Source organism: Vibrio pomeroyi, from assembly GCA_041879425.1.
GTDB lineage: Bacteria > Pseudomonadota > Gammaproteobacteria > Enterobacterales > Vibrionaceae > Vibrio > Vibrio pomeroyi_A.
Window position 1 is genome coordinate 3,585,874 of record CP090854.1, and the last position, 21,549, is coordinate 3,607,422.

The following is a 21,549-nucleotide window of genomic DNA, read 5'->3' on the forward strand; positions in this document are numbered from 1 at the left end:
TTATAAGGATTTAAGCAATGCCAATCTATCGTTCAGCAACAACTACCCACGGACGCAACATGGCTGGTGCGCGCGCTTTATGGCGTGCAACTGGCGTTAAAGATGATGACTTCGGTAAGCCAATCATCGCGGTCGTAAACTCTTTCACTCAATTCGTACCAGGCCACGTTCACCTTAAAGATATGGGTCAACTGGTTGCGGGTGAAATCGAGAAAGCGGGCGGTATCGCTAAAGAATTCAACACCATCGCAGTGGATGATGGTATCGCAATGGGTCACGGCGGCATGCTCTACTCACTGCCATCACGTGAGCTTATCGCAGACTCAGTAGAGTACATGGTGAATGCGCACTGCGCAGATGCAATGGTTTGTATCTCTAACTGTGACAAAATCACTCCGGGAATGATGATGGCTGCAATGCGCCTAAACATCCCAGTGATCTTTGTTTCTGGCGGCCCAATGGAAGCGGGTAAAACCAAGCTTTCCGATCAAATCATCAAGCTAGACCTTGTTGATGCAATGATTCAAGGTGCCGATCCAACGATTTCAGATGAGCAAAGTGAGCAAGTAGAGCGTTCTGCATGTCCGACATGTGGTTCTTGTTCAGGCATGTTCACGGCGAACTCAATGAACTGTCTAACTGAAGCACTTGGCCTATCTCAGCCTGGTAACGGTTCTATGTTAGCAACGCACGCTGACCGTGAAGAACTATTCATCAATGCTGGTAAGCGCATCGTTGACCTAACCAAGCGTTACTACGAGCAAGATGACGAATCAGCACTGCCTCGTAACATCGCAAACCGCGCAGCATTTGAAAACGCGATGGCGCTGGATATCGCGATGGGCGGTTCTAGTAATACCGTTCTTCACCTATTGGCTTCTGCTCAAGAAGGTGAGATTGATTTTGATATGGGTGATATCGACGAGATGTCTCGCCGCGTTCCACACCTATGTAAGGTTGCACCTTCAACACCTAAATACCACATGGAAGACGTTCACCGAGCTGGTGGTGTAATGGCTATCCTAGGTGAACTAGACCGTGCTGGCCTACTGAACAACCAGACTCGCACCGTGCTTGGTCTAAGCATGCAAGAGCAGCTAGCTCAATACGACATCATGCAGACAGAAGACGAAGCAGTACTTAAGTTCTTCCGTGCTGGTCCTGCTGGTATTCGTACTACCAAAGCATTCTCGCAAGACTGCCGTTGGGATCGTCTTGATGACGACCGTAAAGAAGGTTGTATCCGTACCAAAGAGAACGCATTCAGCCAAGAAGGTGGTCTAGCAGTACTTTCGGGTAACATCGCCGTTGATGGCTGTATCGTTAAGACGGCAGGTGTTGATGAAGAGAACCTGAAATTCCAAGGCCCAGCTATCGTATTTGAAAGCCAAGACAGTGCCGTTGATGGCATCTTAGGCGGCAAAGTGAAATCGGGCGAAGTGGTTGTTATTCGTTACGAAGGTCCTAAAGGTGGCCCGGGCATGCAAGAGATGCTTTACCCAACTACTTATCTAAAATCGATGGGCCTAGGCAAGTCATGTGCACTGCTAACAGATGGTCGTTTCTCGGGTGGTACTTCGGGTCTGTCTATCGGTCACGCTTCTCCAGAAGCAGCAAGTGGCGGTGTGATTGGTCTAGTAAACACTGGCGACATCATAACTATCGACATCCCTAGCCGCTCAATCACACTTGATGTGCCTGAAGCCGAGCTTGAAGAACGTCGTGTTAAGCAAGACGCACTAGGCTGGAAACCAGAAAACCGTCAGCGTGAAGTGTCTTTCGCACTGAAAGCTTACGCAAGCATGGCAACCAGTGCCGACAAAGGCGCCGTGCGTGATAAGTCTAAGCTTGAGGGCTAATCTATGAGTGATGACACGGTCAGTCCCGTAAAACAAACTGGCGCAGATTATCTGCGTCAGATCCTGAGAGCGCCAGTTTACGAAGCGGCAATAGTGACACCTCTGCAAGAGATGCCTCGCTTAAGCGCTCGTATTGGTAATCAGGTTCAGCTAAAGCGTGAAGACCGTCAGCCGGTCCACTCGTTCAAGCTACGTGGTGCCTACAACATGGTATCAAGCCTTTCAGAGCAACAGAAAGCTGCCGGTGTGATTGCTGCATCGGCGGGTAATCATGCTCAAGGTATGGCGCTGTCCGGTTCTAAACTTGGTATTCAAACCACGATCGTGATGCCAAAAACCACTCCTGATATCAAGGTTGATGCGGTACGTGGCTTTGGTGGTAACGTGGTTCTGCACGGCAGCAACTTTGATGAAGCTAAGGCAGAAGCTGAACGTCTTTCTGCTGAACACGGCTATACCTTTGTGCCTCCATTCGATCACCCATTGGTGATCGCAGGGCAAGGAACCATGGGTATGGAGATGCTTCAGCAGAATGGTCACATGGATTACATCTTTGTGCCTGTCGGTGGTGGTGGCTTAGCTGCGGGTGTTGCAGTGCTGGTTAAACAACTGATGCCAGAAATCAAAGTCATCGCGGTTGAGCCTGAAGACTCGTCTTGCTTGAAAGCGGCACTGGATGCCGGTGAACCTGTGGTTCTTGACCAAGTAAGTATGTTTGCCGATGGCGTCGCGGTTAAGCGCATTGGTGAAGAGACATTCCGCCTATGTCAGCAATACATCGATGGCCACATTGCCGTATCTAGCGATGAGATCTGCTCAGCGGTGAAAGACATCTTTGAAGACACTCGTGCGATTGCCGAACCTTCAGGAGCGCTTGCTCTGGCTGGCTTGAAAAAGTTTGCTGAGCAGAACCAACTGCAAGGCAAGCAACTGGCGACAGTACTGTCTGGTGCTAACACCAACTTCCACGGTCTGCGCTATGTGTCTGAACGTTGTGAGTTAGGTGAGAAGCGAGAAGGTTTGCTTGCGGTGACTATCCCTGAGCGACAAGGGGCATTCCTAGAGTTCTGCAATATTATTGGTGGCCGAGCGGTGACGGAGTTTAACTACCGCCACAACGACGAAAGCCTAGCGAATATCTTCGTTGGTGTACGCCTGCAAGGTGGTCAGGAAGAGCTTGAGCACATCATCAATGACCTACGTGAGGGCGGTTATCCAGTGGTCGACCTTTCTGATGATGAGATGGCAAAACTGCACATTCGTTACATGATTGGCGGAAAACCATCAAAACCATTGAAAGAACGCCTATACAGCTTCGAGTTTCCGGAATACCCAGGTGCCTTAATTAAGTTCCTTGATACCTTAGGTACCCACTGGAACATCAGCCTATTCAACTATCGTAACCACGGTGCCGATTACGGTCGTGTATTGTGTGGCTTCGAACTTGGCGATGATGATTTAGCTCAGTTCTCAACACATTTACGAGAGCTTGGTTATCAGTGTAAAGATGAAACCGATAACCCTTCTTACAAGTTCTTCTTGTCTTAAGAATTAAGCTATCGAACCAAAAAGAGCGAGTTTTTACTCGCTCTTTTTATTGGTGCCCATTCAGAACAAGCGCCAAAAAGATCTCTTTCAAATGTATCATTAGATCGCCTTGCGATGATCCAACCAATCTTGATGAAGTTGTTCACTTGATCCTAGGTACTTCACCATCCATTCGATCAACTTATGGTTGTCATCTTTTCGCCAAACTAAACAGCAATGACTCTGCGGGCTTGGTTCTGGCAAGATTTTCTCCACCAGCAAGCCTTGTTCAATAATAGGCGCGGCGATATGTCTTGGCATGTAGCCTACTCCAACGCCGTTCTTGAGGCACTCAATCGCGCTGTACCAGTTGGGTAATAACAAACGCCTTTGGTTGCCATAGTGACCAGTGTGACGCTTAGGTAGCACACTAGAGGTATCATCCAAACAGATTGCAGGAAACTGACTCACAAACTCTTCATTGAGGTTTTGCTCTCGCACGCACGGGTGGCTTGGCGACATCACAAACGCCCAGTCCAAGCGCCCCATGTCTTTCACCTCAAAATCTCCACCGACCGGAATCGCAGAAGTAGCACCAATCACGATGTCCGCCCTACCCTGAGCGATAGCTTCCCAAGAGCCGTTGAACACCTCCATGTTGATCTGGAGCTCTGCAAACTCAAAGGTTTGATAGAACTCTTCAATCATAGGCTTCATCTTATCGAGCTTAACCACGTTATCGAGCGTCAGGCGCAAGGTTTTCTTCCAGCCACGAGCAGCCCGTCGCGTCTGGGCACTGACCTCTTCCATTTGTCTGAGCAGCGCACGTGCCTCTTCAATGAACAGTTCGCCCGCGGGCGTTAGCTCTACCTTTCTCGGTAAACGCCTGAAAAGTAAAACATCCAATTCTTGCTCGACCTGCCTAACACCATAGCTGATCGCTGATGGTACTTTGTGCAATTGTTCCGCAGCAGCAGTAAAGCTACCTAAGCGAGCAACCGTATCGAGCATTTCCAGAGAGGATTTAGAGAACATAAGCCTTCAAATTTTTTGATTGATAACCACATATTTTAGCGTTTTATTTTATCATGTCTGAAAAATAGAATGTCAGCATAAATAAACAGGGGCTTTAACTTCTGTCTATCAAACAATTTTTTTGATGATAAATACATCACTACTTTTAGCTTAATGGCATCTTATGAATATTTCTAAATTTCAATTGGTCTACCTTGCAGTACTTTCAATGCTTGGTTTTATTGCGACCGATATGTACCTTCCTGCATTTAAGGCGATGGAGATCGATTTCGCAACCGGTCCAGAGCAAATCGCGCTGTCTCTAACGGTGTTCCTTGGTGGTATGGCTATGGGCCAGCTTCTTTGGGGTCTGGCGAGTGACAAATTCGGTCACCGCAATACGCTAGCGGTTGGTCTTGTTATCTTTACTGCGGCTTCATTCGGCTTAGCATTCAGCACCGAGGTATGGCACCTACTGACACTGCGCTTCATTCAAGCGATCGGTGTATGTGCACCTGCAGTAATTTGGCAAGCAATGGTGATTAAGCGTTACTCTCAGAGCAGCAGCCAACAAATTTTTGCAACCATCATGCCTTTGGTTGCCCTATCTCCAGCATTAGCACCTCAACTTGGTGTACTACTGGCAGACAACTTCGGCTGGCACAGTATCTTCATCACATTAACGCTGATGGGTGCACTGCTGGTAGCAACAACGATGGCTCAACCTAAGGAAGCGCCAGAGGTAAAACAAACATCTATCAAAACAGATATTAAGACACTAATTAAATCAAAGCCTTACATGGGTAATGTATTGATGTTTGCATCAGCTTCAGCAGCATTCTTCGCTTACCTAACGGGTATGCCAGAGATCATGGCTCAGCTAGGTTATGAAGCAAAAGACATCGGCTTAAGCTTTATCCCACAAACGATCGCCTTTATGGCAGGTGGTTACTTCGGTAAGCAAGCAGTGAAAAAGTATGGTGATGGCGTTGTACTAAGAAATCTTATCGGTTTGTTCAGCGTTGCTGCAATGCTTATCTTCATCGCATCACAGTGGGAACTGACATCAATCTGGCCACTACTAGCACCTTTCTGTTTGATTGCTGTAGCAAATGGCGCACTTTATCCAATCGTCGTAAACCGTGCCCTATCAAGCGCGAAGCAAAGCCCAGCAACAGCGGCAGGCCTACAGAACAGTCTGCAAATCAGCATCAGTAGCTTATCAAGTGCATTGGTAGCTGCAATGGCTAGCCAAGCACTAAGTGCAACGGGTATCGCGGTTGTGATTTGTTTAGGTGCATTGTGGGTTGGCTACATTATTTCGAACAAAGAGTTGTCTGAACACTTCGCAACACCAGATAACTCTCGAGTAGTAGCCGACGAGAAGCAAGACTAGTTCCTTGTTTAGCGGAAACAAAAAAGAGCGAGATTACTCGCTCTTTTTTTATGTCTGAATTTCACTTCTACTTATTTAGCAGCAACTTCCCCATCGACCACTTCTAACGCTGGCGCTTTATGACGGCTGTATTCATCATAGTTAACCACTCGGCTACGCCCCATGTCTTTGGCCATGTAGAGTGCGTTGTCGGCCATCTTAACCAGAGATTCTGTATCAGAAGCTGGCTTAGGATAAGTCGCCACACCAATTGAAACCCCAAGCTGACCTAGCGATAGGCCTTTGTGTTCAAGGTGCATCGAACGCACAGCATCACACAGCGTTTGACCAAACTCGGTCGCTTGCTGCATAGTGTAATGAGGAAGCAGCACAGCTAACTCTTCACCACCCAATCGACAAGCAATCTCATCTTCACTCACACTCTGTTTAAGTAGCGCACTGATCTCTTTCAACACGAAGTCACCCGCATCATGACCAAAGTTGTCATTGAAGCGTTTGAAGTGATCCAAATCGAGCATCAATAGCGATAATGGTTGTTCGCTGGTGGCCGAATTCATCGAATGCTCTTCCAATTTCTGCTCGAAGAAGCGACGGTTGAACAGCCCTGTTAGTGGATCGCTTAATGCCTGTGAGCGAAGCTTCTCTTGTAGGCTCAAGTTAGCCAATGCCAAGCCTAGATGCTCTGAAACACTGAAAGCCAACTGTTCGGTAATAGGATCAATCTTGATATCACCGACACCGAAGTACAGGTGCATGATGCCAATGGTATTGCCATGCGCCGTCAACGGAATACAAAGGGTTTGGTTGTTTTCCATCTCATGCATGTGACCACAGGTTAGAGAGTGGAAGTCATCATTCGATTGATGAGCACGCCCTTTACGTAGAGACCAACATTCTTCCGGCGCAAAGCTCGCACTTCCAGGCCAAGTCTCGCCCCAATCTAGCTGAGTGATCAACTGGTTACGTGATGCGCGCATCAGAGAAACACTGCCGTTCACGTTACCAAGGATTCGCGGCAAAATATCAGAAACAATCTGTTGTGCTTCGACCATGTTATTACACGCCGCAAGCATGTTCGCTAAGCGGTGCATCAGTTCAATTTCATGAGTTCTCTGGCGAATACGTTCGTCTTGTTTCTTCTGCTCTTCTTCAACTTTATGAACGATCTGGCGGTTACTTACATAAGAAGTACCGATTAGGAAGCTCAAACTCAATACGACCATCCCGATCAGAATGCCCATCAATTGGAAGTTCATCTGTTTAAGTTGGTGCATCGGTGAGGAGATCACTATAACGAAGCTGTTATCGTTGATCGTCTCTTTATGGGAGTAATAGATGCGATCGACAGAGGTAACGGTACTAAAGCGTACATCACTACCAAGCCCGGTTTTCAGAGCTTGCTGAAACTCAGGACGATCACTGTGGTTTTCAACACCCGCTAGTGCATGGTCAGATAAATCGGTATCGCCAATCACAACACCGTCGAGGTTAATAACCTGAATTCTCAACCGTGTATTGGCTTGCGTCAGGTTGCCAATATAATCATCAACATCCACTCCGGCCGTAAACAAACTGCTGTCTTCACGTATTTCATAAACGACATCAGACATCAAAGATACTAAGTGGTTACGTTCGTTCTCTACCACTAACTTTTCCAAGGTGATGTAGAAGCCATACAGGCCCACAAGCATTGAAAAAGATAAAATAACGATTGGCAGGGTCTGCCATTTTTTATCGACGAGTCTCACTGTATGTTTACTTCCATTTTACAGAACTACTGCCCGAATAGTAACAATCTTCCTCCAAAATACAATTAGGAAATAGATTATTTTTTTGTCAGTAAATGATGACAAAAAAGCCAGCAACGTAAGTTGCTGGCTTTCACAAGAATCAAACTTTAGATATTAGAAGATTACTTCTTCTTTGGGCGCTGCCAATCTGCAATCTTGCGCTCTTTCGCACGACTGATAACCAGTTCATTCTCAGAAACATCGCGTGTTACCGTAGAGCCAGCACCAACAGTTGCGCCGTTGCCAATGGTAACAGGAGCGATTAATTGGCTATCTGAACCAACGAATACGTCGTCGCCAATGATGGTCTTAAATTTGTTTTCACCGTCGTAGTTACAAGTAATCGCACCCGCACCTACGTTTACGCGCTGACCAATTTCAGCATCACCGAGATATGTTAGGTGGTTCGCTTTAGAACCCTCACCAAGGCGAGTATTCTTCACTTCTACAAAGTTACCCACGTGCGAGTTGTTACGCATATCCGCACCTGGGCGTAGACGAGTGAAAGGACCAACAGTACAGTCTTCACCCACTGTAGCACCTTCAATTACGCTGTATGGACGAACGATGGTGTTGTCATCAATCTCACAGTCTTTCAATACACAGCCCGTGCCGATAACCACGTTATCGCCGATGCTTACGCTGCCTTCAATGATAACGTTAGTATCAATCTCAACATCCATACCACACTGAAGCTCACCGCGTAGGTCAAAGCGGCTTGGATCACGTAGCATTACACCTTGCTTCAATAGCTTGTCTGCTTGCTCAGCTTGGTAAGCACGCTCTAAACGAGCCAGTTGAGAACGGTCGTTAACGCCTTCAACTTCAATCGGGCTTACAGGGTGTACCGCTTCTACCGCACGACCTTCATCGTGAGCTGCTGCAATAACGTCAGTCAGGTAGTATTCACCTTGTGCGTTGTCATTGCTTAGACCAGATAACCAACGCTTAAGATCGCCACCTGTCGCTACCATAACGCCAGTGTTGATCTCTTTGATAAGCTTCTGCTCATCGGTTGCATCTTTTTGCTCAACGATAGCCACTACAGGGCCATTGCGACGAATAATACGGCCGTAGCCCATTGGGTTGTCTAGCACGACCGTTAGCAGCGCAATGCCACCGTTTGGTTGAGCGTCTAATAGGTTTTCAATGGTATCTGGTGAGATAAGAGGCACATCACCGTACAGCACCAGTACCTTTTCATCATCAGCGAAGTGCGCAGATGCCTGATCAACCGCGTGGCCAGTACCTAGCTGCTCAGCTTGCAGAGCCCAATTTACAGATTCTTCAGCTAAGGTTGCCTTCATCTGATCACCACCATGGCCGTAAACCAAGTGGATATTTTGAGCGCCAAGACCATTACACGTATCGATAACATGTTTCACCATCGGCTTACCCGCAAGCGTGTGCAGAACCTTTGGTGTGTTTGAATACATGCGAGTGCCTTTGCCCGCCGCGAGAATTACCGCGCTAAACTTCATTGTAAACCTATCCAACGTTATTTTTATTAAGCCGATATTGTAACCGTTTTTGGGCAAAAAATTAAATCGTAATAACCATTTAACCGTTAGTGATATGTAAAAGGAACATTTTTGATAATCTAAAAATGCAAAAAGGCGACCCGTAGGTCGCCTTTATCTCAGAGTCGGTCATCTTATAAAAGATTAACGACGCTGTTTTGTCAGTTCGATAACTCGTAACTGAGCAATGGCTTTAGCCAGTTCACCGGCCGCTTGTGCGAAGTCTATGTCGCCATGCTGATTTTGGATATTCTCCACAGCCTTGCGCTTAGCTTCTTCCGCCTTTGCTGCGTCTAGTTCTTCACCACGGATAGCTGTATCAGCCAGTACAGTCGCTGTACCAGGCTGAACTTCTACCATACCACCAGAAACATAAATGATTTCTTCGTGGCCGTGCTGCTTAACAATACGCACCATACCAGGCTTGATAGCGGTCAGCAGTGGAGTGTGACCATGGAAAATACCAAGTTCACCCTCACTACCGGTCACCTGAAACGTCTCAACAAGACCAGAGAAAAGTTGTTTCTCTGCACTTACAACGTCTAGGTGAAAGGTTATTGCTGCCATATCGCCTCCTAGTTAGCCTTATAGCTTCTTAGCATTCTCAATAGCTTCGTCAATTGCACCACAGTACATGAACGCTTGCTCTGGAATGTCATCGTATTCACCAGATAGAAGACCTTGGAAGCCACGTAGAGTCTCTTTAAGAGGTACGTAAACGCCTGGGTCACCTGTAAATACTTCCGCTACGTGGTAAGGCTGAGTTAGGAACTTCTCAATCTTACGAGCACGAGATACAACTTGCTTATCTTCTTCAGATAGCTCGTCCATACCTAGGATAGCAATGATATCTTTCAGCTCTTTATAGCGCTGAAGAGTAGACTGAACGCCACGAGCGATGTCGTAGTGCTCTTGTCCAACTACCAATGGATCCAGTTGACGTGAAGTAGAATCTAGCGGGTCGATCGCTGGGTATAGACCCATAGATGCGATGTTACGGTTAAGTACAACCGTTGCATCCAAGTGAGCGAACGTTGTTGCTGGAGACGGGTCAGTCAAGTCATCCGCTGGTACGTATACCGCCTGTACAGACGTGATAGAACCAGATTTAGTTGACGTGATACGCTCTTGTAGAACACCCATTTCTTCAGCTAGCGTAGGTTGGTAACCTACCGCAGAAGGCATACGACCTAGAAGTGCTGATACTTCAGTACCTGCTAGTGTGTAACGGTAGATGTTATCAACGAACAGTAGAACGTCACGACCTTCGTCACGGAAACGCTCTGCCATTGTTAGACCAGTCAGTGCAACACGTAGACGGTTACCTGGTGGCTCGTTCATCTGACCGTAAACCATCGCTACTTTTGATTCTTCAGGTTTTTCAACGTTTACAACGCCAGCTTCCTGCATCTCAAAGTAGAAATCGTTACCTTCACGAGTACGCTCACCTACACCTGCGAATACAGATAGGCCTGAGTGTTGAAGTGCGATGTTGTTGATAAGTTCCATCATGTTAACGGTCTTACCTACACCAGCACCACCGAATAGACCGATTTTACCACCCTTAGCGAATGGACAAATCAAGTCGATTACTTTAACACCAGTTTCTAGAAGAGCTGTCTCGTTAGACTGCTCTTCGTAGCTTGGAGCTTCACGGTGAATTGCGTAATGCTCTTCAGCACCGATTTCACCACACTCATCAATCGCGTCACCTAGGACGTTCATGATACGACCCAATGTCTTAGTACCTACTGGTACTGAGATTGGAGCGCCAGTATTTTCAACTGTCAAACCACGACGTAAACCATCAGAGCTACCCATTACGATTGCGCGAACTACGCCACCGCCAAGTTGTTGCTGAACTTCAAGAACTAGACGTTCTTGTACTTCATTAACATTCAGAGCGTCGTATACACGAGGTACTTCACCCTGTGGGAACTCTACGTCGACTACCGCACCGATGATCTGTACGATCTTACCTGTAGCCATCGTTAATCCTCTAACTATTTAGTTTTACCTAAGCTTAAACCGCAGCTGCGCCTGAAACGATCTCAGAAAGTTCTTGTGTAATCGCCGCTTGACGCGCTTTGTTGTACACAAGTTCTAAGTCATCAATAATGTCACCAGCGTTATCTGTTGCTGATTTCATAGCAATCATTCGAGCCGCTTGCTCACAAGCAAGGTTCTCGACCACACCTTGATATACTTGAGATTCGACGTAGCGAACCAGTAGTGCATCTAGTAGTGGTTTTGGCTCAGGCTCATAAATGTAGTCCCAAGCATGATCGCGTTTCATGTCTTCGCTGTCTGATTTAGGCAAAGGAAGTAATTGATCGATCGTTGGTTCTTGTACCATAGTGTTTTCAAACTTGTTGAACACTACGAACAGGCGATCTAATTCGCCTTCATCATATTTCTTCAGCATAACGCTTACAGAGCCAATCAAGTCTTCAAGGCTTGGGCGATCGCCCAGTCCAGAAACTTGAGCTGCTACTTTCGCGCCGCTGTTGTTGAAAAATGCTGTTGCTTTAGAACCTACAATTGCAAGCTCCACATCAGCACCTTTCTCAGACCAATCTTTCATGTCGTTCATGGCTTTCTTGAACAAGTTAATGTTCAAACCACCACAAAGACCACGGTCTGTAGAAACGATGATGTAACCAACACGTTTGGCTTCACGTTCCTCAAGATAAGGATGCTTATACTCGAGGCTACCATTAGCCAAATGACCGATCACTTTACGCATTGTTTCTGCATATGGACGAGTAGCTTCCATTGCGTCTTGAGAACGACGCATTTTTGAAGCTGCTACCATTTCCATTGCTTTCGTAATCTTCTGTGTGCTTTTAACACTACCGATTTTATTACGTATCTCTTTTGCGCCGGCCATCGTTACTCTCCGTTAATGGTATGAGGTGGCCCTAAGACCACCCACCAATTACCAGGTCTGGGTTGCCTTGAAATCGTCAACAAGCTTCTTCAGCTCAGCTTCGATTTCTTTATTGAAAGCACCCGTTGTGTCGATCTGTGTTGCTAGATCGGCATATTGACCACGAGCAAACGACAGTAAAGCAGCTTCAAAGTCTAGAACTTTAGAAAGTTCAACGTCTTGAAGGTATCCACGCTCTGCAGCGAAGATTACTAGAGCTTGGTCAAATACAGACATAGGAGCGTATTGCTTCTGCTTCATCAGTTCTGTAACTTTTTGACCGTGGTCTAGCTGCTTCTTAGTCGCTTCATCAAGATCCGATGAGAACTGTGCAAATGCTGCAAGTTCACGGTATTGAGCTAGTGCAGTACGGATACCGCCAGATAGCTTCTTGATGATTTTAGTCTGCGCCGAACCACCTACACGAGAAACTGAGATACCTGGGTCAACAGCTGGACGTACGCCCGCGTTGAATAGCTCAGTTTGTAGGAAGATCTGACCATCAGTAATCGAGATTACGTTCGTTGGTACGAATGCAGATACGTCACCAGCTTGCGTTTCGATGATAGGAAGAGCAGTTAAAGAACCAGTCTTGCCTTTCACTTCGCCGTTAGTGAACTTCTCTACGTATACTTCGCTTACACGAGCAGCACGCTCTAGTAGACGAGAGTGAAGGTAGAAAACATCACCTGGGAACGCTTCACGACCTGGTGGACGCTTAAGTAGTAGCGAGATTTGACGGTAAGCTACAGCTTGCTTAGATAGATCATCATAAACAATCAGTGCATCTTCACCGCGATCACGGAAGTATTCACCCATCGCACAACCTGCGTATGGCGCTAGGTATTGTAGCGCTGCAGATTCAGAAGCCGATGCAACAACAACAACAGTGTTTGCTAGTGCGCCGTGCTCTTCTAGTTTGCGAACTACGTTAGCAATAGTCGACGCTTTTTGGCCGATAGCTACGTAGATAGAGAAAATACCAGAATCTTTTTGGTTAATAATCGCATCGATCGCCATTGCTGTTTTACCAGTCTGACGGTCACCGATTACTAGTTCACGTTGACCACGACCGATAGGGATCATTGAGTCAACTGACTTGTAACCAGTTTGAACAGGTTGATCTACCGATTTACGGTCGATTACACCTGGTGCAATAATTTCTACAGGCGAAGTTAGTTTCGCTTCGATAGGACCTTTACCATCAATTGGCTCACCTAGTGTGTTTACAACACGACCAAGCATTTCTGGACCTACTGGTACTTCTAGAATACGACCAGTACCTGTAACTTTCATGCCTTCCTGTAGGTCAGCATATGGGCCCATTACAACAGCACCAACCGAATCACGGTTCAAGTTAAGTGCTAGCGCGTAACGGCCACCCGGTAGTTCAATCATTTCACCTTGCATCACGTCCGCTAGGCCGTGAATGCTAAGGATTCCATCGCTTACCGAAACGATAGTACCTTCATTGCGAGCTTCACTAACAACGTCGAAAGATTCAATACGTTGTTTAATTAGATCGCTAATTTCAGTGGAATTAAGTTGCATGCTCCAATCCCCATTAAGACTGCAATGCATCGCTCAGGCGGTCTAAACGACTGCGCGCTGAGTTATCGATGACTAGGTCTCCGGCTCGAATAATAACTCCACTAAGTAGAGTCTCATCTATACTGCAATTCAGCTGAACTTTGCGCGCTAAGCGCTGTTCCAATTTGCTGCTGATATCTGCGCGTTGTTCTTCAGAAAGTTCAACCGCTGAAGTCACTTCAACGTCGATCTCTTTCTCATACTCTTTCTTGAGTATAAAGAACTCTTTGCAAACATCAGGAAAAGCCATTAAGCGGCCATTCTCTGCCATCACTTTAATTAAGTTCTGACCGAATTCATCAAATTGTTCGCCACAAATTACAATGAATACTTCAGCTAATTTTTCAGCAGTCATAGAACCGCTTAATAAATTATGAACATCATCATTTTGTGCCACTTCGGCAGCAAAAGTAAGCATCTGACCCCATTGGTCTAGCTCACCTTTATCTACCGCAAAGTCAAACGCTGCTTTAGCATAGGGGCGTGCGATTGTAGTCAAATCAGACATATACAGCCCCTTGCTTTAAAGTTTTGCAGTAATGTTGTTAAGAAGATCATCGTGTACATCTTTATCGATAGTACGTTCAAGGATTTTCTCAGCACCAGCTATAGCCAGAGTTGCGACTTGTTTGCGCAGGTCATCACGGGCACGTGTGCGCTCAGCTTCAATTTCTGCTTCAGCTTGCGCTAAGATCTTCTGGCGTTCTGCCTGAGCCTCTTCGCGAGCTTCATCAATAATTTGAGCTTTACGTTTGTTTGCCTGTTCAATAACCTCAGTTGCAGTGCGCTTTGCTTCTTTCATTTGCTCAGAAGCGTTGGCTTGTGCCAGGTTCAAGTCTTTAGCAGCGCGTTCAGCGGCTACTAGACCGTCAGCAATTTTCTTCTGACGCTCTTCAATTGCTTGCATAATTGGTGGCCATACATATTTCATGCAGAACCAAACAAAAAGTGAAAAAGCAATTGCTTGACCTAACAGAGTTGCGTTCATATTCACAACAGCTACCCCTCGTTAAGAATCAACTACAAAAATTTAATTAACTATTGAGAGTTAATTAGCCTGCTAGTTGACCAACAAATGGGTTAGCAAACGTGAATAGTAGTGCGATTACGATACCGATCATTGGAACAGCATCCAGTAGACCAGCGATGATGAACATCTTAACTTGTAGCATTGGAGCCATTTCAGGTTGACGCGCAGCGCCTTCTAGGAATTTACCACCAAGAATAGCAAAACCAATTGCAGTACCTACGGCACAAAGACCAACAATAATAGCAACAGCGATTGCTGAAAAACTTAGTACAGTTTCCATTTACGTTCTCCGATTAACATTAATAGTTAGAATAAAGCTTAAAAATTTTTTTTAGTGATCACTATCTTCATGAGCCATTGATAAGTAAACGATTGTCAACATCATGAAAACAAACGCTTGAATCAAAATAACCAAGATATGGAAGATAGCCCAAGGTAGTGCACCTACCCATTGTAAGTACCACGGTAGCATTGCCGCGATAAGAATAAACACCACCTCACCCGCAAACATATTACCAAATAAACGCATACCTAGAGATAATGGCTTCGCTAATAACGAAATTACCTCAAGTACCAAGTTAAATGGAATCATGATTGGGTGATTAAATGGATGCAGTGCCAATTCTTTAGCAAATCCGCCTAGGCCTTTCACTTTGATGCTGTAGTAGATCATCAGAGCAAAAACACCCAAAGCCATTGCCATGGTTATATTTACATCAGCTGTAGGAACCACTTTCAAGTAAGGGATACCTAGCCAATGCTCTGCAGGATATGGTAAGAAATCGATAGGCACTAAGTCCATCAAGTTCATTAAGATAATCCAGCAGAATATAGTCAGTGCTAGTGGGGCAATCAGAGGGTTGCGGCCATGGAAAGTTTCTTTAACGTTGTCGCCAACGAATTCCACTACCATTTCAACAAAACACTGAAGCTTACCAGGTACACCTACTGTTGCTTTCTTAGCGACTGAGCGAAAAACCCAAAGGAATAACATCCCTGTCAACACCGAAAAAAACAGACTGTCTATATGTACGTTCCAGAAACTTGTCTCCTCTACAAGACCAAACTTAGCTAAAGAAAGGTTTTGTAAGTGGTGCTCAATGTATCCGGATGCTGTTGGCGCAGCCATAACTCATCCTATTTTTTATTGTTAATGAAAAGCACTGGCGCAAAGATATTAATACCTAGAACCAGTAAATAGGTCAGTTTGAGGGGAACTAATTCCACCTGCATATACATGTAGACAATAGAGAATAGTAGAACTGTGATAAGGATTTTTAGCGCTTCGCCTGCATAGAACGACGCCGCAACTAACTTAGTTGCGCGAGCTCCACTAAATAGGAAAGCACACACACAAAAAACTGCATTTGCGATGACAAAAATACCGCCACCGATTAATGCAGCAAAACCCCAATCAGGATTAACAGCTAAACCTAACCCTATCGCCACTAATATAACCGCGCTAAGCTCGATCAATAACATTTGCTTTGCAAGCACTCGTCCTGGTCTTGCTAACGCCGCTACCATGTATTCGTTCCTCTTTTAAGCCTTCTTTACTACTCGCTTAAAAGCGTGCTGAGAAATTGGCGAAAATTATACGTTCAGCCAAATTGATTGCAATAACAATGCAGCAATCATTTACATTTTTGTATACAAACCTACAACTTTTGTACGAAATTACTTGTTTATTACATAATTGACCTAAATCAATTATCTCATTTAGTACTCTAGTTTAGCAATAAGTTGCTCTAATTTGTGAGGCTCATCAAGAGTAATTGTCACTTTTGACTTACCGCTAACAGAACGAGTAACTGAAACGTTTGCTTGCAATTTTTCCGTGAGTCTTCGCGAAAGTTCGATAGCTTCTGTATCTTCAGGCTTCGATTCCGGTTCAACGTCTGGTTTTAAGCACTTTTTGACAAGTTGCTCAGTTTGACGCACGGTCATTTTTTTGGTTGCCGCTGTGTTTGCCGCTTCAACCTGGGTATCACCCTCTAGCGCAAGCAGTGCTCGAGCATGCCCCATTTCCAGTTGTTTATTGGAAACTAAACCTTTTACTTCATTTTCGAGCTGATTTAGACGTAATAAGTTACTAACCGTCGCTCTCGATTTACCGATCACATCAGCGACTTGTTGGTGCGTCAGTTCAAATTCGTTCTGTAGGCGCTCTAGCGCTTGTGATTCTTCGATAACATTCAGGTCTTCACGCTGAATATTCTCGATCAATGCCATCGCAATCGCGGCTTTGTCTTCCACTCGCTTGATCAAACATGGCACTTGTTTTAGGCCAGCTTGACGAGCTGCTCTCCAACGACGCTCACCAGCGATGATCTCAAACTGGTCGTGTGCTAAAGGGCGTACTACTATTGGCTGAATAATGCCTTGAGACTGGATTGAAGCGGCTAGTTCTTCTAGCGCTTCAGGCGCAATATCCTTACGCGGTTGATAAACACCTGGCTTCAAGCAACCAACAGCCAGTTCTGTTAACTCTCCATCAGCCGATAACGCCTGACTATGAGAAGCAACTTGCTGTTTTTCACGAGCCAACGAGCTAGTTGCAAGCAATGCATCTAGCCCCTTTCCTAAACCACGCTTAGACATTGAGCGAATTCCTTTGGTTAGACCTATACTGGGACTTCTTCACGACGCAACATTTCGCCTGCCAGAGCAAGGTATGCTTTAGCACCTGCGGAATATTTGTCGTAGTACATTGCTGGCTTGCCATGACTTGGCGCTTCTGCCAGACGCACATTTCTAGGGATCACAGTTCGGTAGACTTTGCTACCGAAGTGTTTTTTGAGTTGATCAGATACTTCGTTCGATAAGCGGTTTCGAGGATCATACATAGTACGCAGAAGACCTTCGATCTTCAGGTTCTCGTTAACAACCGCAGCGAGCTTACTGATGGTATCCATCAACGCAGTCAAACCTTCCAGAGCAAAGTATTCACATTGCATCGGAACTAACACGGAGTCGGCCGCAGCCATCGCGTTAATTGTAAGAAGATTTAGAGAAGGTGGGCAATCAATAAAGATGAAATCATAATTATCGCGAATGGATGCCAGTGCATTCTTAAGGCGAACTTCGCGAGCAAAGACTTCCATCAGCTTGATTTCTGCCGCAGTAACATCACCGTTAGCGGCGATGAGGTCGTAATTGCCAGATGTACTTCGACAAACTACCTCATCAAATGGGGTGTCTTCAACTAGCAAATCGTAAGCAGTTGCTTCAACTTGATACTTGTCGACACCGCTCGCCATAGTGGCATTACCTTGAGGATCGAGGTCAACAACCAATATCTTGCGTTTTGTTGCCGCCATTGATGCTGCTAAATTAATGCAAGTTGTTGTTTTTCCTACGCCGCCCTTCTGGTTGGCAATTGCTACGATTCTACCCACTATGGCCTCGCTGATTATCCCTGACGCGATAAAGTTACTAGATGACGCTCTCCATCAAGCTCTGGCACTTGCAAAGCTTTAATGTCTGTCACTGAACACCATTCAGGTAACAGGTCGATTTCATCTCTAGGATGTTGTCCCTTAAGAGCCAAAAATACACCGGATTGCTCTTTAGGTAAATGGTGACACCACTCTACCATGTCTGTCATTGATGCAAATGCACGACTGAGCACTGCATCAAACTTTTCTTCAGGTTGAAACTCTTCAACACGACTTTGAACCGGCACAACGTTGTCGATACCCAACTCATGAATCACCTGTTTGATAAAACGAATACGCTTACCCAGGCTATCTAACAAGTAAAACTCGCAGTCAGGATTCATGATTGAGAGCGGAATCCCAGGAAGACCAGGGCCAGTGCCAACGTCAATAAAGCGCTTACCTTGTAAGTGAGTGCTAACAATGATGCTATCTAAGATATGTTTCACCATCATTTCTAGCGGATCACGAACTGACGTTAGGTTATAAGCCTTGTTCCATTTGTTTAGTAACTCAACGTAGCCAACCAATTGGCCACGTTGTTTTTCAGATACTTCTAATTCAGTCTGGCCAATCAGGTGATCCAGTTTCTCGCGTAATGCGCTCATTATGCTTCCTCACCTTTTTTTAATAGGCCGTGCTTTTTCAGGTAAACCAACAAAATTGAGATTGCTGCAGGTGTGATACCTGAAATACGAGAAGCAATACCAATAGAGTCTGGTTTAGTGGTTGTCAGTTTTAGAACCACTTCGTTAGAAAGCCCTTTCACCTTGCTGTAATCGATATCAGCAGGCAGTTTGGTGTTTTCATGACGCAGTGATTTTTCGATTTCGTCTTGTTGGCGCTGAATGTAACCTTCGTACTTCACTTGGATCTCAACTTGCTCAGACGCTTGTTGATCTTCCAATGCAGGGCCAAAACGATCCAATGCTGTGAGCTGTGAATAAGTCATTTCAGGACGACGAAGAAGATCTTCACCACTCGCTTCGCGAGACATTGGTGTTTTTAGGATCTGGTTCAATGCACCGATGTCTTCAGACTTTGGATTAATCCAAGTTTCTTTCAGACGTTGACGCTCCTTCTCCATGTTGTCCATTTTTTCGTTGAAACGTGCCCAACGCGCATCGTCAACAAGGCCAAGTTCACGAGACTTCTCAGTCAATCGGATATCGGCGTTATCTTCGCGAAGCAACAGACGGTATTCCGCACGAGACGTAAACATACGGTAAGGTTCATTGGTGCCCATCGTTGATAGGTCATCAATAAGAACGCCCATGTAAGCTTGGTCACGACGTGGGCTCCAGCCCTCTTTGCCTTGCGTAAACAGACTTGCGTTCAAACCAGCCATCAGACCTTGCGCAGCTGCTTCTTCATAACCGGTTGTACCGTTGATTTGACCAGCAAAGAACAGACCTTTAATAAACTTCGTTTCGTAAGTCAGTTTTAGGTCACGAGGATCGAAGAAATCATACTCAATCGCATAGCCTGGGCGAACGATGTGAGCATTCTCAAAGCCCTTCATAGAGCGAACGATTTGAACCTGTACATCAAACGGCAGACTGGTTGAGATACCGTTCGGGTATAGCTCATGTGTCGTTAGACCTTCAGGTTCAATAAAGATTTGGTGACTGTTCTTATCAGCAAAACGCATCACTTTGTCTTCAATCGAAGGACAGTAACGAGGGCCAATGCCTTCAATCACACCCGCGTACATTGGGCTGCGATCTAGGTTGGCACGAATAACGTCGTGCGTATTTTCGTTGGTATGCGTGATGTAACATGGGATTTGACGAGGCTGTTGTGCTCGGCTACCCATGAACGAGAAAACAGGGGTTGGGTTATCACCGTGCTGAACTTCAAGCTCAGAAAAATCAACGCTACGTGCATCGATACGTGGCGGTGTACCTGTTTTCAGGCGATCAACTCGGAATGGAAGATCACGAAGACGGTCAGCCAGTGCGATCGATGGTGGATCACCCGCACGACCACCAGAAGAGCTCTCCATACCAATATGGATCTTTCCGCCTAGGAATGTGCCTACAGTCAATACCACAGCATCTGCGCGGAACTTAAGGCCCATCTGTGTCACCACACCCACCACTTGATCTTGTTCAACGATCAAATCATCAACCGACTGTTGGAACAAAGTCAGGTTTGGTGTGTTTTCAAGAACGTTACGAACAAACGCTTTGTAAAGCGCGCGGTCAGCTTGTGCACGAGTTGCACGAACCGCAGGGCCTTTTGATGCGTTCAATGTTCTGAACTGAATACCTGCATGATCAATAGCTTGCGCCATTAATCCACCCATTGCATCGACCTCTTTAACCAAGTGGCCCTTACCGATCCCGCCAATGGCTGGGTTACAAGACATTTGTCCTAATGTATCGATATTATGAGTAAGTAATAACGTACTTTGACCAGTACGTGCAGATGCGAGTGCGGCTTCCGTTCCTGCATGGCCACCACCAACAACGATGACGTCAAATTTTTCGTGATAAAGCATGAACCGACCTCAGATATTCAAACGTTTTCTAGACTGATAAAAAGGAGCGATATTCTACCTGTTTTCATAGCCTGAGAAAACGTTTTTGGAATTTTTCGAGAAAGCTGTTTTTAATTAATATAGATAAGATCTTTAAGGAGATCTTTTATTAGATCTATTATTAGGATCGAGGTTTTCTGTGGATAACTCAAAAATGATCAACAAGATCATGGATCTTTTTTGGATCAAATGGTGTGATCTAACTTTGATCAGGATGAGGATTAGCTGGGATCAAAATGGCTACTTATTCACAGGGGAAAATTGGCTTAAAACTTGTTGTTTGGATAACTATAGGTTAATCACCGTATATGTATGATCTTATCCACAGATAAAATCGAAAATAAATCGCTTATTTTCGATATTTTTGAAAAAAAGTTATTCACAATCACGATATTTGGAGCCAAAAAAAGCGGCATAAGCCGCTTCTGGGAAGAAAGGAGAGGTTAAAACTGGTCGCTATGATCGTTAAACCAGGCTTCTGCAGCATCTTCAGGTACCGGAGTTTCCAATACATCGATGGTAAAACAAGCTGAAATCGGTTTTGCACCGAGGTTTTCCAGTTGGCTGTGGACGGATTTCCCGGCCAAACAGAAGGTATCGTAGCTTGAATCGCCAAGCGCCACGACAGCAAAGCGAACTTGGTTTAAGTCTGGAGACTGTTGGGTTAATGCGTCAATAAAAGGCTTAATATTGTCTGGAAACTCACCTGCACCATGAGTTGAAGTCACCAATAACCAAAAGCCTTGTTGTGGAATATCATCGTACTCAGGCTGATTATGTAGGGTGCTCTCATGACCTTGTTCTTCAAGAAGATCATTAAGGTGATCGCCAACGTATTCGGCGCCGCCTAAGGTGCTGCCTGTAATAATGTGGATCATTAAACTGTCCTTACTAAAGAAAAAGGCCAGCATTCGC

Annotated in this window: 20 protein-coding genes; 3 read left to right on the forward strand and 17 right to left on the reverse strand. The window is 45.5% G+C overall.

Going from position 1 to position 21,549, the window contains the following annotated elements; all coding sequences use genetic code 11:
* Window positions 1-17: 17 nt before the first annotated feature.
* Window positions 18-1,859: a dihydroxy-acid dehydratase gene (gene ilvD / locus L0992_15975; GenBank protein XGB67138.1), complete on the forward strand. Its 1,842-nt coding sequence runs from the start codon at window positions 18-20 to the stop codon at window positions 1,857-1,859.
* Window positions 1,860-1,862: 3 nt separating this feature from the next.
* The gene (gene ilvA / locus L0992_15980; protein XGB67139.1) at window positions 1,863-3,407 is read left to right on the forward strand and encodes a threonine ammonia-lyase, biosynthetic; all 1,545 of its coding nucleotides are present in this window, start codon (window positions 1,863-1,865) and stop codon (window positions 3,405-3,407) included.
* Window positions 3,408-3,506: 99 nt separating this feature from the next.
* On the opposite strand, the gene L0992_15985 is transcribed toward ilvA, so the two are convergent.
* Window positions 3,507-4,421: a LysR family transcriptional regulator gene (locus L0992_15985; GenBank protein XGB67140.1), complete on the reverse strand. Its 915-nt coding sequence runs from the start codon at window positions 4,419-4,421 to the stop codon at window positions 3,507-3,509.
* Between the two features lie 163 nt (window positions 4,422-4,584).
* On the opposite strand from L0992_15985, the gene L0992_15990 reads away from it, so the two are divergent.
* A complete protein-coding gene (locus L0992_15990; protein XGB67141.1) occupies window positions 4,585-5,796 on the forward strand; it encodes a Bcr/CflA family multidrug efflux MFS transporter in 1,212 nt (403 codons plus the stop codon).
* A 71-nt stretch (window positions 5,797-5,867) separates the two neighbouring features.
* Here L0992_15990 and L0992_15995 read toward each other — a convergent pair whose 3' ends face one another.
* From L0992_15995 to mioC, 16 genes are all read right to left on the reverse strand, one after another.
* Window positions 5,868-7,487, reverse strand: coding sequence for a diguanylate cyclase (locus L0992_15995; protein XGB68747.1), 1,620 nt, complete (start codon window positions 7,485-7,487; stop codon window positions 5,868-5,870).
* 221 nt (window positions 7,488-7,708) lie between these two features.
* Window positions 7,709-9,067 (reverse strand): bifunctional UDP-N-acetylglucosamine diphosphorylase/glucosamine-1-phosphate N-acetyltransferase GlmU, encoded by a 1,359-nt coding sequence (glmU, locus tag L0992_16000; protein ID XGB67142.1) that lies wholly within the window; start codon window positions 9,065-9,067, stop codon window positions 7,709-7,711.
* 183 nt (window positions 9,068-9,250) lie between these two features.
* A complete protein-coding gene (gene atpC / locus L0992_16005) occupies window positions 9,251-9,673 on the reverse strand; it encodes a F0F1 ATP synthase subunit epsilon (GenBank protein ID XGB67143.1) in 423 nt (140 codons plus the stop codon).
* Window positions 9,674-9,691: 18 nt separating this feature from the next.
* Window positions 9,692-11,095, reverse strand: a complete 1,404-nt coding sequence (gene atpD / locus L0992_16010) for a F0F1 ATP synthase subunit beta (protein XGB67144.1) — start codon at window positions 11,093-11,095, stop codon at window positions 9,692-9,694.
* A gap of 34 nt (window positions 11,096-11,129) precedes the next feature.
* On the reverse strand, window positions 11,130-11,996 hold the full coding sequence (gene atpG / locus L0992_16015) for a F0F1 ATP synthase subunit gamma (GenBank protein ID XGB67145.1): 867 nt from the start codon (window positions 11,994-11,996) through the stop codon (window positions 11,130-11,132).
* A gap of 48 nt (window positions 11,997-12,044) precedes the next feature.
* Window positions 12,045-13,586: a F0F1 ATP synthase subunit alpha gene (gene atpA / locus L0992_16020; GenBank protein XGB67146.1), complete on the reverse strand. Its 1,542-nt coding sequence runs from the start codon at window positions 13,584-13,586 to the stop codon at window positions 12,045-12,047.
* Between the two features lie 13 nt (window positions 13,587-13,599).
* Complete coding sequence (gene atpH, locus L0992_16025; protein XGB67147.1) at window positions 13,600-14,133, reverse strand: F0F1 ATP synthase subunit delta; 534 nt, start codon at window positions 14,131-14,133, stop codon at window positions 13,600-13,602.
* 15 nt (window positions 14,134-14,148) lie between these two features.
* Complete coding sequence (gene atpF, locus L0992_16030) at window positions 14,149-14,619, reverse strand: F0F1 ATP synthase subunit B (GenBank protein ID XGB67148.1); 471 nt, start codon at window positions 14,617-14,619, stop codon at window positions 14,149-14,151.
* Between the two features lie 58 nt (window positions 14,620-14,677).
* Window positions 14,678-14,935 carry a F0F1 ATP synthase subunit C gene (gene atpE, locus L0992_16035; GenBank protein ID XGB67149.1) on the reverse strand — a complete coding sequence of 86 codons (258 nt, stop codon included), beginning with the start codon at window positions 14,933-14,935 and terminating at the stop codon, window positions 14,678-14,680.
* A gap of 51 nt (window positions 14,936-14,986) precedes the next feature.
* Window positions 14,987-15,784, reverse strand: coding sequence for a F0F1 ATP synthase subunit A (atpB, locus tag L0992_16040; protein ID XGB67150.1), 798 nt, complete (start codon window positions 15,782-15,784; stop codon window positions 14,987-14,989).
* An 8-nt stretch (window positions 15,785-15,792) separates the two neighbouring features.
* Window positions 15,793-16,182, reverse strand: a complete 390-nt coding sequence (locus tag L0992_16045) for a F0F1 ATP synthase subunit I (protein XGB67151.1) — start codon at window positions 16,180-16,182, stop codon at window positions 15,793-15,795.
* 192 nt (window positions 16,183-16,374) lie between these two features.
* On the reverse strand, window positions 16,375-17,256 hold the full coding sequence (locus tag L0992_16050; GenBank protein XGB67152.1) for a ParB/RepB/Spo0J family partition protein: 882 nt from the start codon (window positions 17,254-17,256) through the stop codon (window positions 16,375-16,377).
* A gap of 23 nt (window positions 17,257-17,279) precedes the next feature.
* Window positions 17,280-18,053: a ParA family protein gene (locus L0992_16055; protein XGB67153.1), complete on the reverse strand. Its 774-nt coding sequence runs from the start codon at window positions 18,051-18,053 to the stop codon at window positions 17,280-17,282.
* A 14-nt stretch (window positions 18,054-18,067) separates the two neighbouring features.
* Entirely contained in the window at window positions 18,068-18,700 is a 633-nt protein-coding gene (gene rsmG / locus L0992_16060) for a 16S rRNA (guanine(527)-N(7))-methyltransferase RsmG (protein XGB67154.1), read from the reverse strand.
* Window positions 18,700-20,595, reverse strand: coding sequence for a tRNA uridine-5-carboxymethylaminomethyl(34) synthesis enzyme MnmG (mnmG, locus tag L0992_16065; protein ID XGB67155.1), 1,896 nt, complete (start codon window positions 20,593-20,595; stop codon window positions 18,700-18,702). The genes rsmG and mnmG overlap by 1 nt, the downstream gene beginning before the upstream one ends.
* A gap of 482 nt (window positions 20,596-21,077) precedes the next feature.
* On the reverse strand, window positions 21,078-21,512 hold the full coding sequence (gene mioC, locus L0992_16070) for an FMN-binding protein MioC (GenBank protein XGB67156.1): 435 nt from the start codon (window positions 21,510-21,512) through the stop codon (window positions 21,078-21,080).
* Window positions 21,513-21,549: the final 37 nt, after the last annotated feature.

Coding starts and splice junctions, on each gene's coding strand:
- atpD (XGB67144.1), bottom strand. CDS start 11,095: ATGGCTACAGGTAAGATCGTACAGATCATCGGTGCGGTAGTCGACGTA.
- rsmG (XGB67154.1), bottom strand. CDS start 18,700: ATGAGCGCATTACGCGAGAAACTGGATCACCTGATTGGCCAGACTGAA.
- L0992_15985 (XGB67140.1), bottom strand. CDS start 4,421: ATGTTCTCTAAATCCTCTCTGGAAATGCTCGATACGGTTGCTCGCTTA.
- mnmG (XGB67155.1), bottom strand. CDS start 20,595: ATGCTTTATCACGAAAAATTTGACGTCATCGTTGTTGGTGGTGGCCAT.
- L0992_16050 (XGB67152.1), bottom strand. CDS start 17,256: ATGTCTAAGCGTGGTTTAGGAAAGGGGCTAGATGCATTGCTTGCAACT.
- L0992_15990 (XGB67141.1), top strand. CDS start 4,585: ATGAATATTTCTAAATTTCAATTGGTCTACCTTGCAGTACTTTCAATG.
- ilvD (XGB67138.1), top strand. CDS start 18: ATGCCAATCTATCGTTCAGCAACAACTACCCACGGACGCAACATGGCT.
- atpE (XGB67149.1), bottom strand. CDS start 14,935: ATGGAAACTGTACTAAGTTTTTCAGCAATCGCTGTTGCTATTATTGTT.
- atpG (XGB67145.1), bottom strand. CDS start 11,996: ATGGCCGGCGCAAAAGAGATACGTAATAAAATCGGTAGTGTTAAAAGC.
- atpB (XGB67150.1), bottom strand. CDS start 15,784: ATGGCTGCGCCAACAGCATCCGGATACATTGAGCACCACTTACAAAAC.
- atpA (XGB67146.1), bottom strand. CDS start 13,586: ATGCAACTTAATTCCACTGAAATTAGCGATCTAATTAAACAACGTATT.
- atpH (XGB67147.1), bottom strand. CDS start 14,133: ATGTCTGATTTGACTACAATCGCACGCCCCTATGCTAAAGCAGCGTTT.
- atpC (XGB67143.1), bottom strand. CDS start 9,673: ATGGCAGCAATAACCTTTCACCTAGACGTTGTAAGTGCAGAGAAACAA.
- L0992_16045 (XGB67151.1), bottom strand. CDS start 16,182: ATGGTAGCGGCGTTAGCAAGACCAGGACGAGTGCTTGCAAAGCAAATG.
- glmU (XGB67142.1), bottom strand. CDS start 9,067: ATGAAGTTTAGCGCGGTAATTCTCGCGGCGGGCAAAGGCACTCGCATG.
- L0992_15995 (XGB68747.1), bottom strand. CDS start 7,487: ATGCTTGTGGGCCTGTATGGCTTCTACATCACCTTGGAAAAGTTAGTG.
- mioC (XGB67156.1), bottom strand. CDS start 21,512: ATGATCCACATTATTACAGGCAGCACCTTAGGCGGCGCCGAATACGTT.
- ilvA (XGB67139.1), top strand. CDS start 1,863: ATGAGTGATGACACGGTCAGTCCCGTAAAACAAACTGGCGCAGATTAT.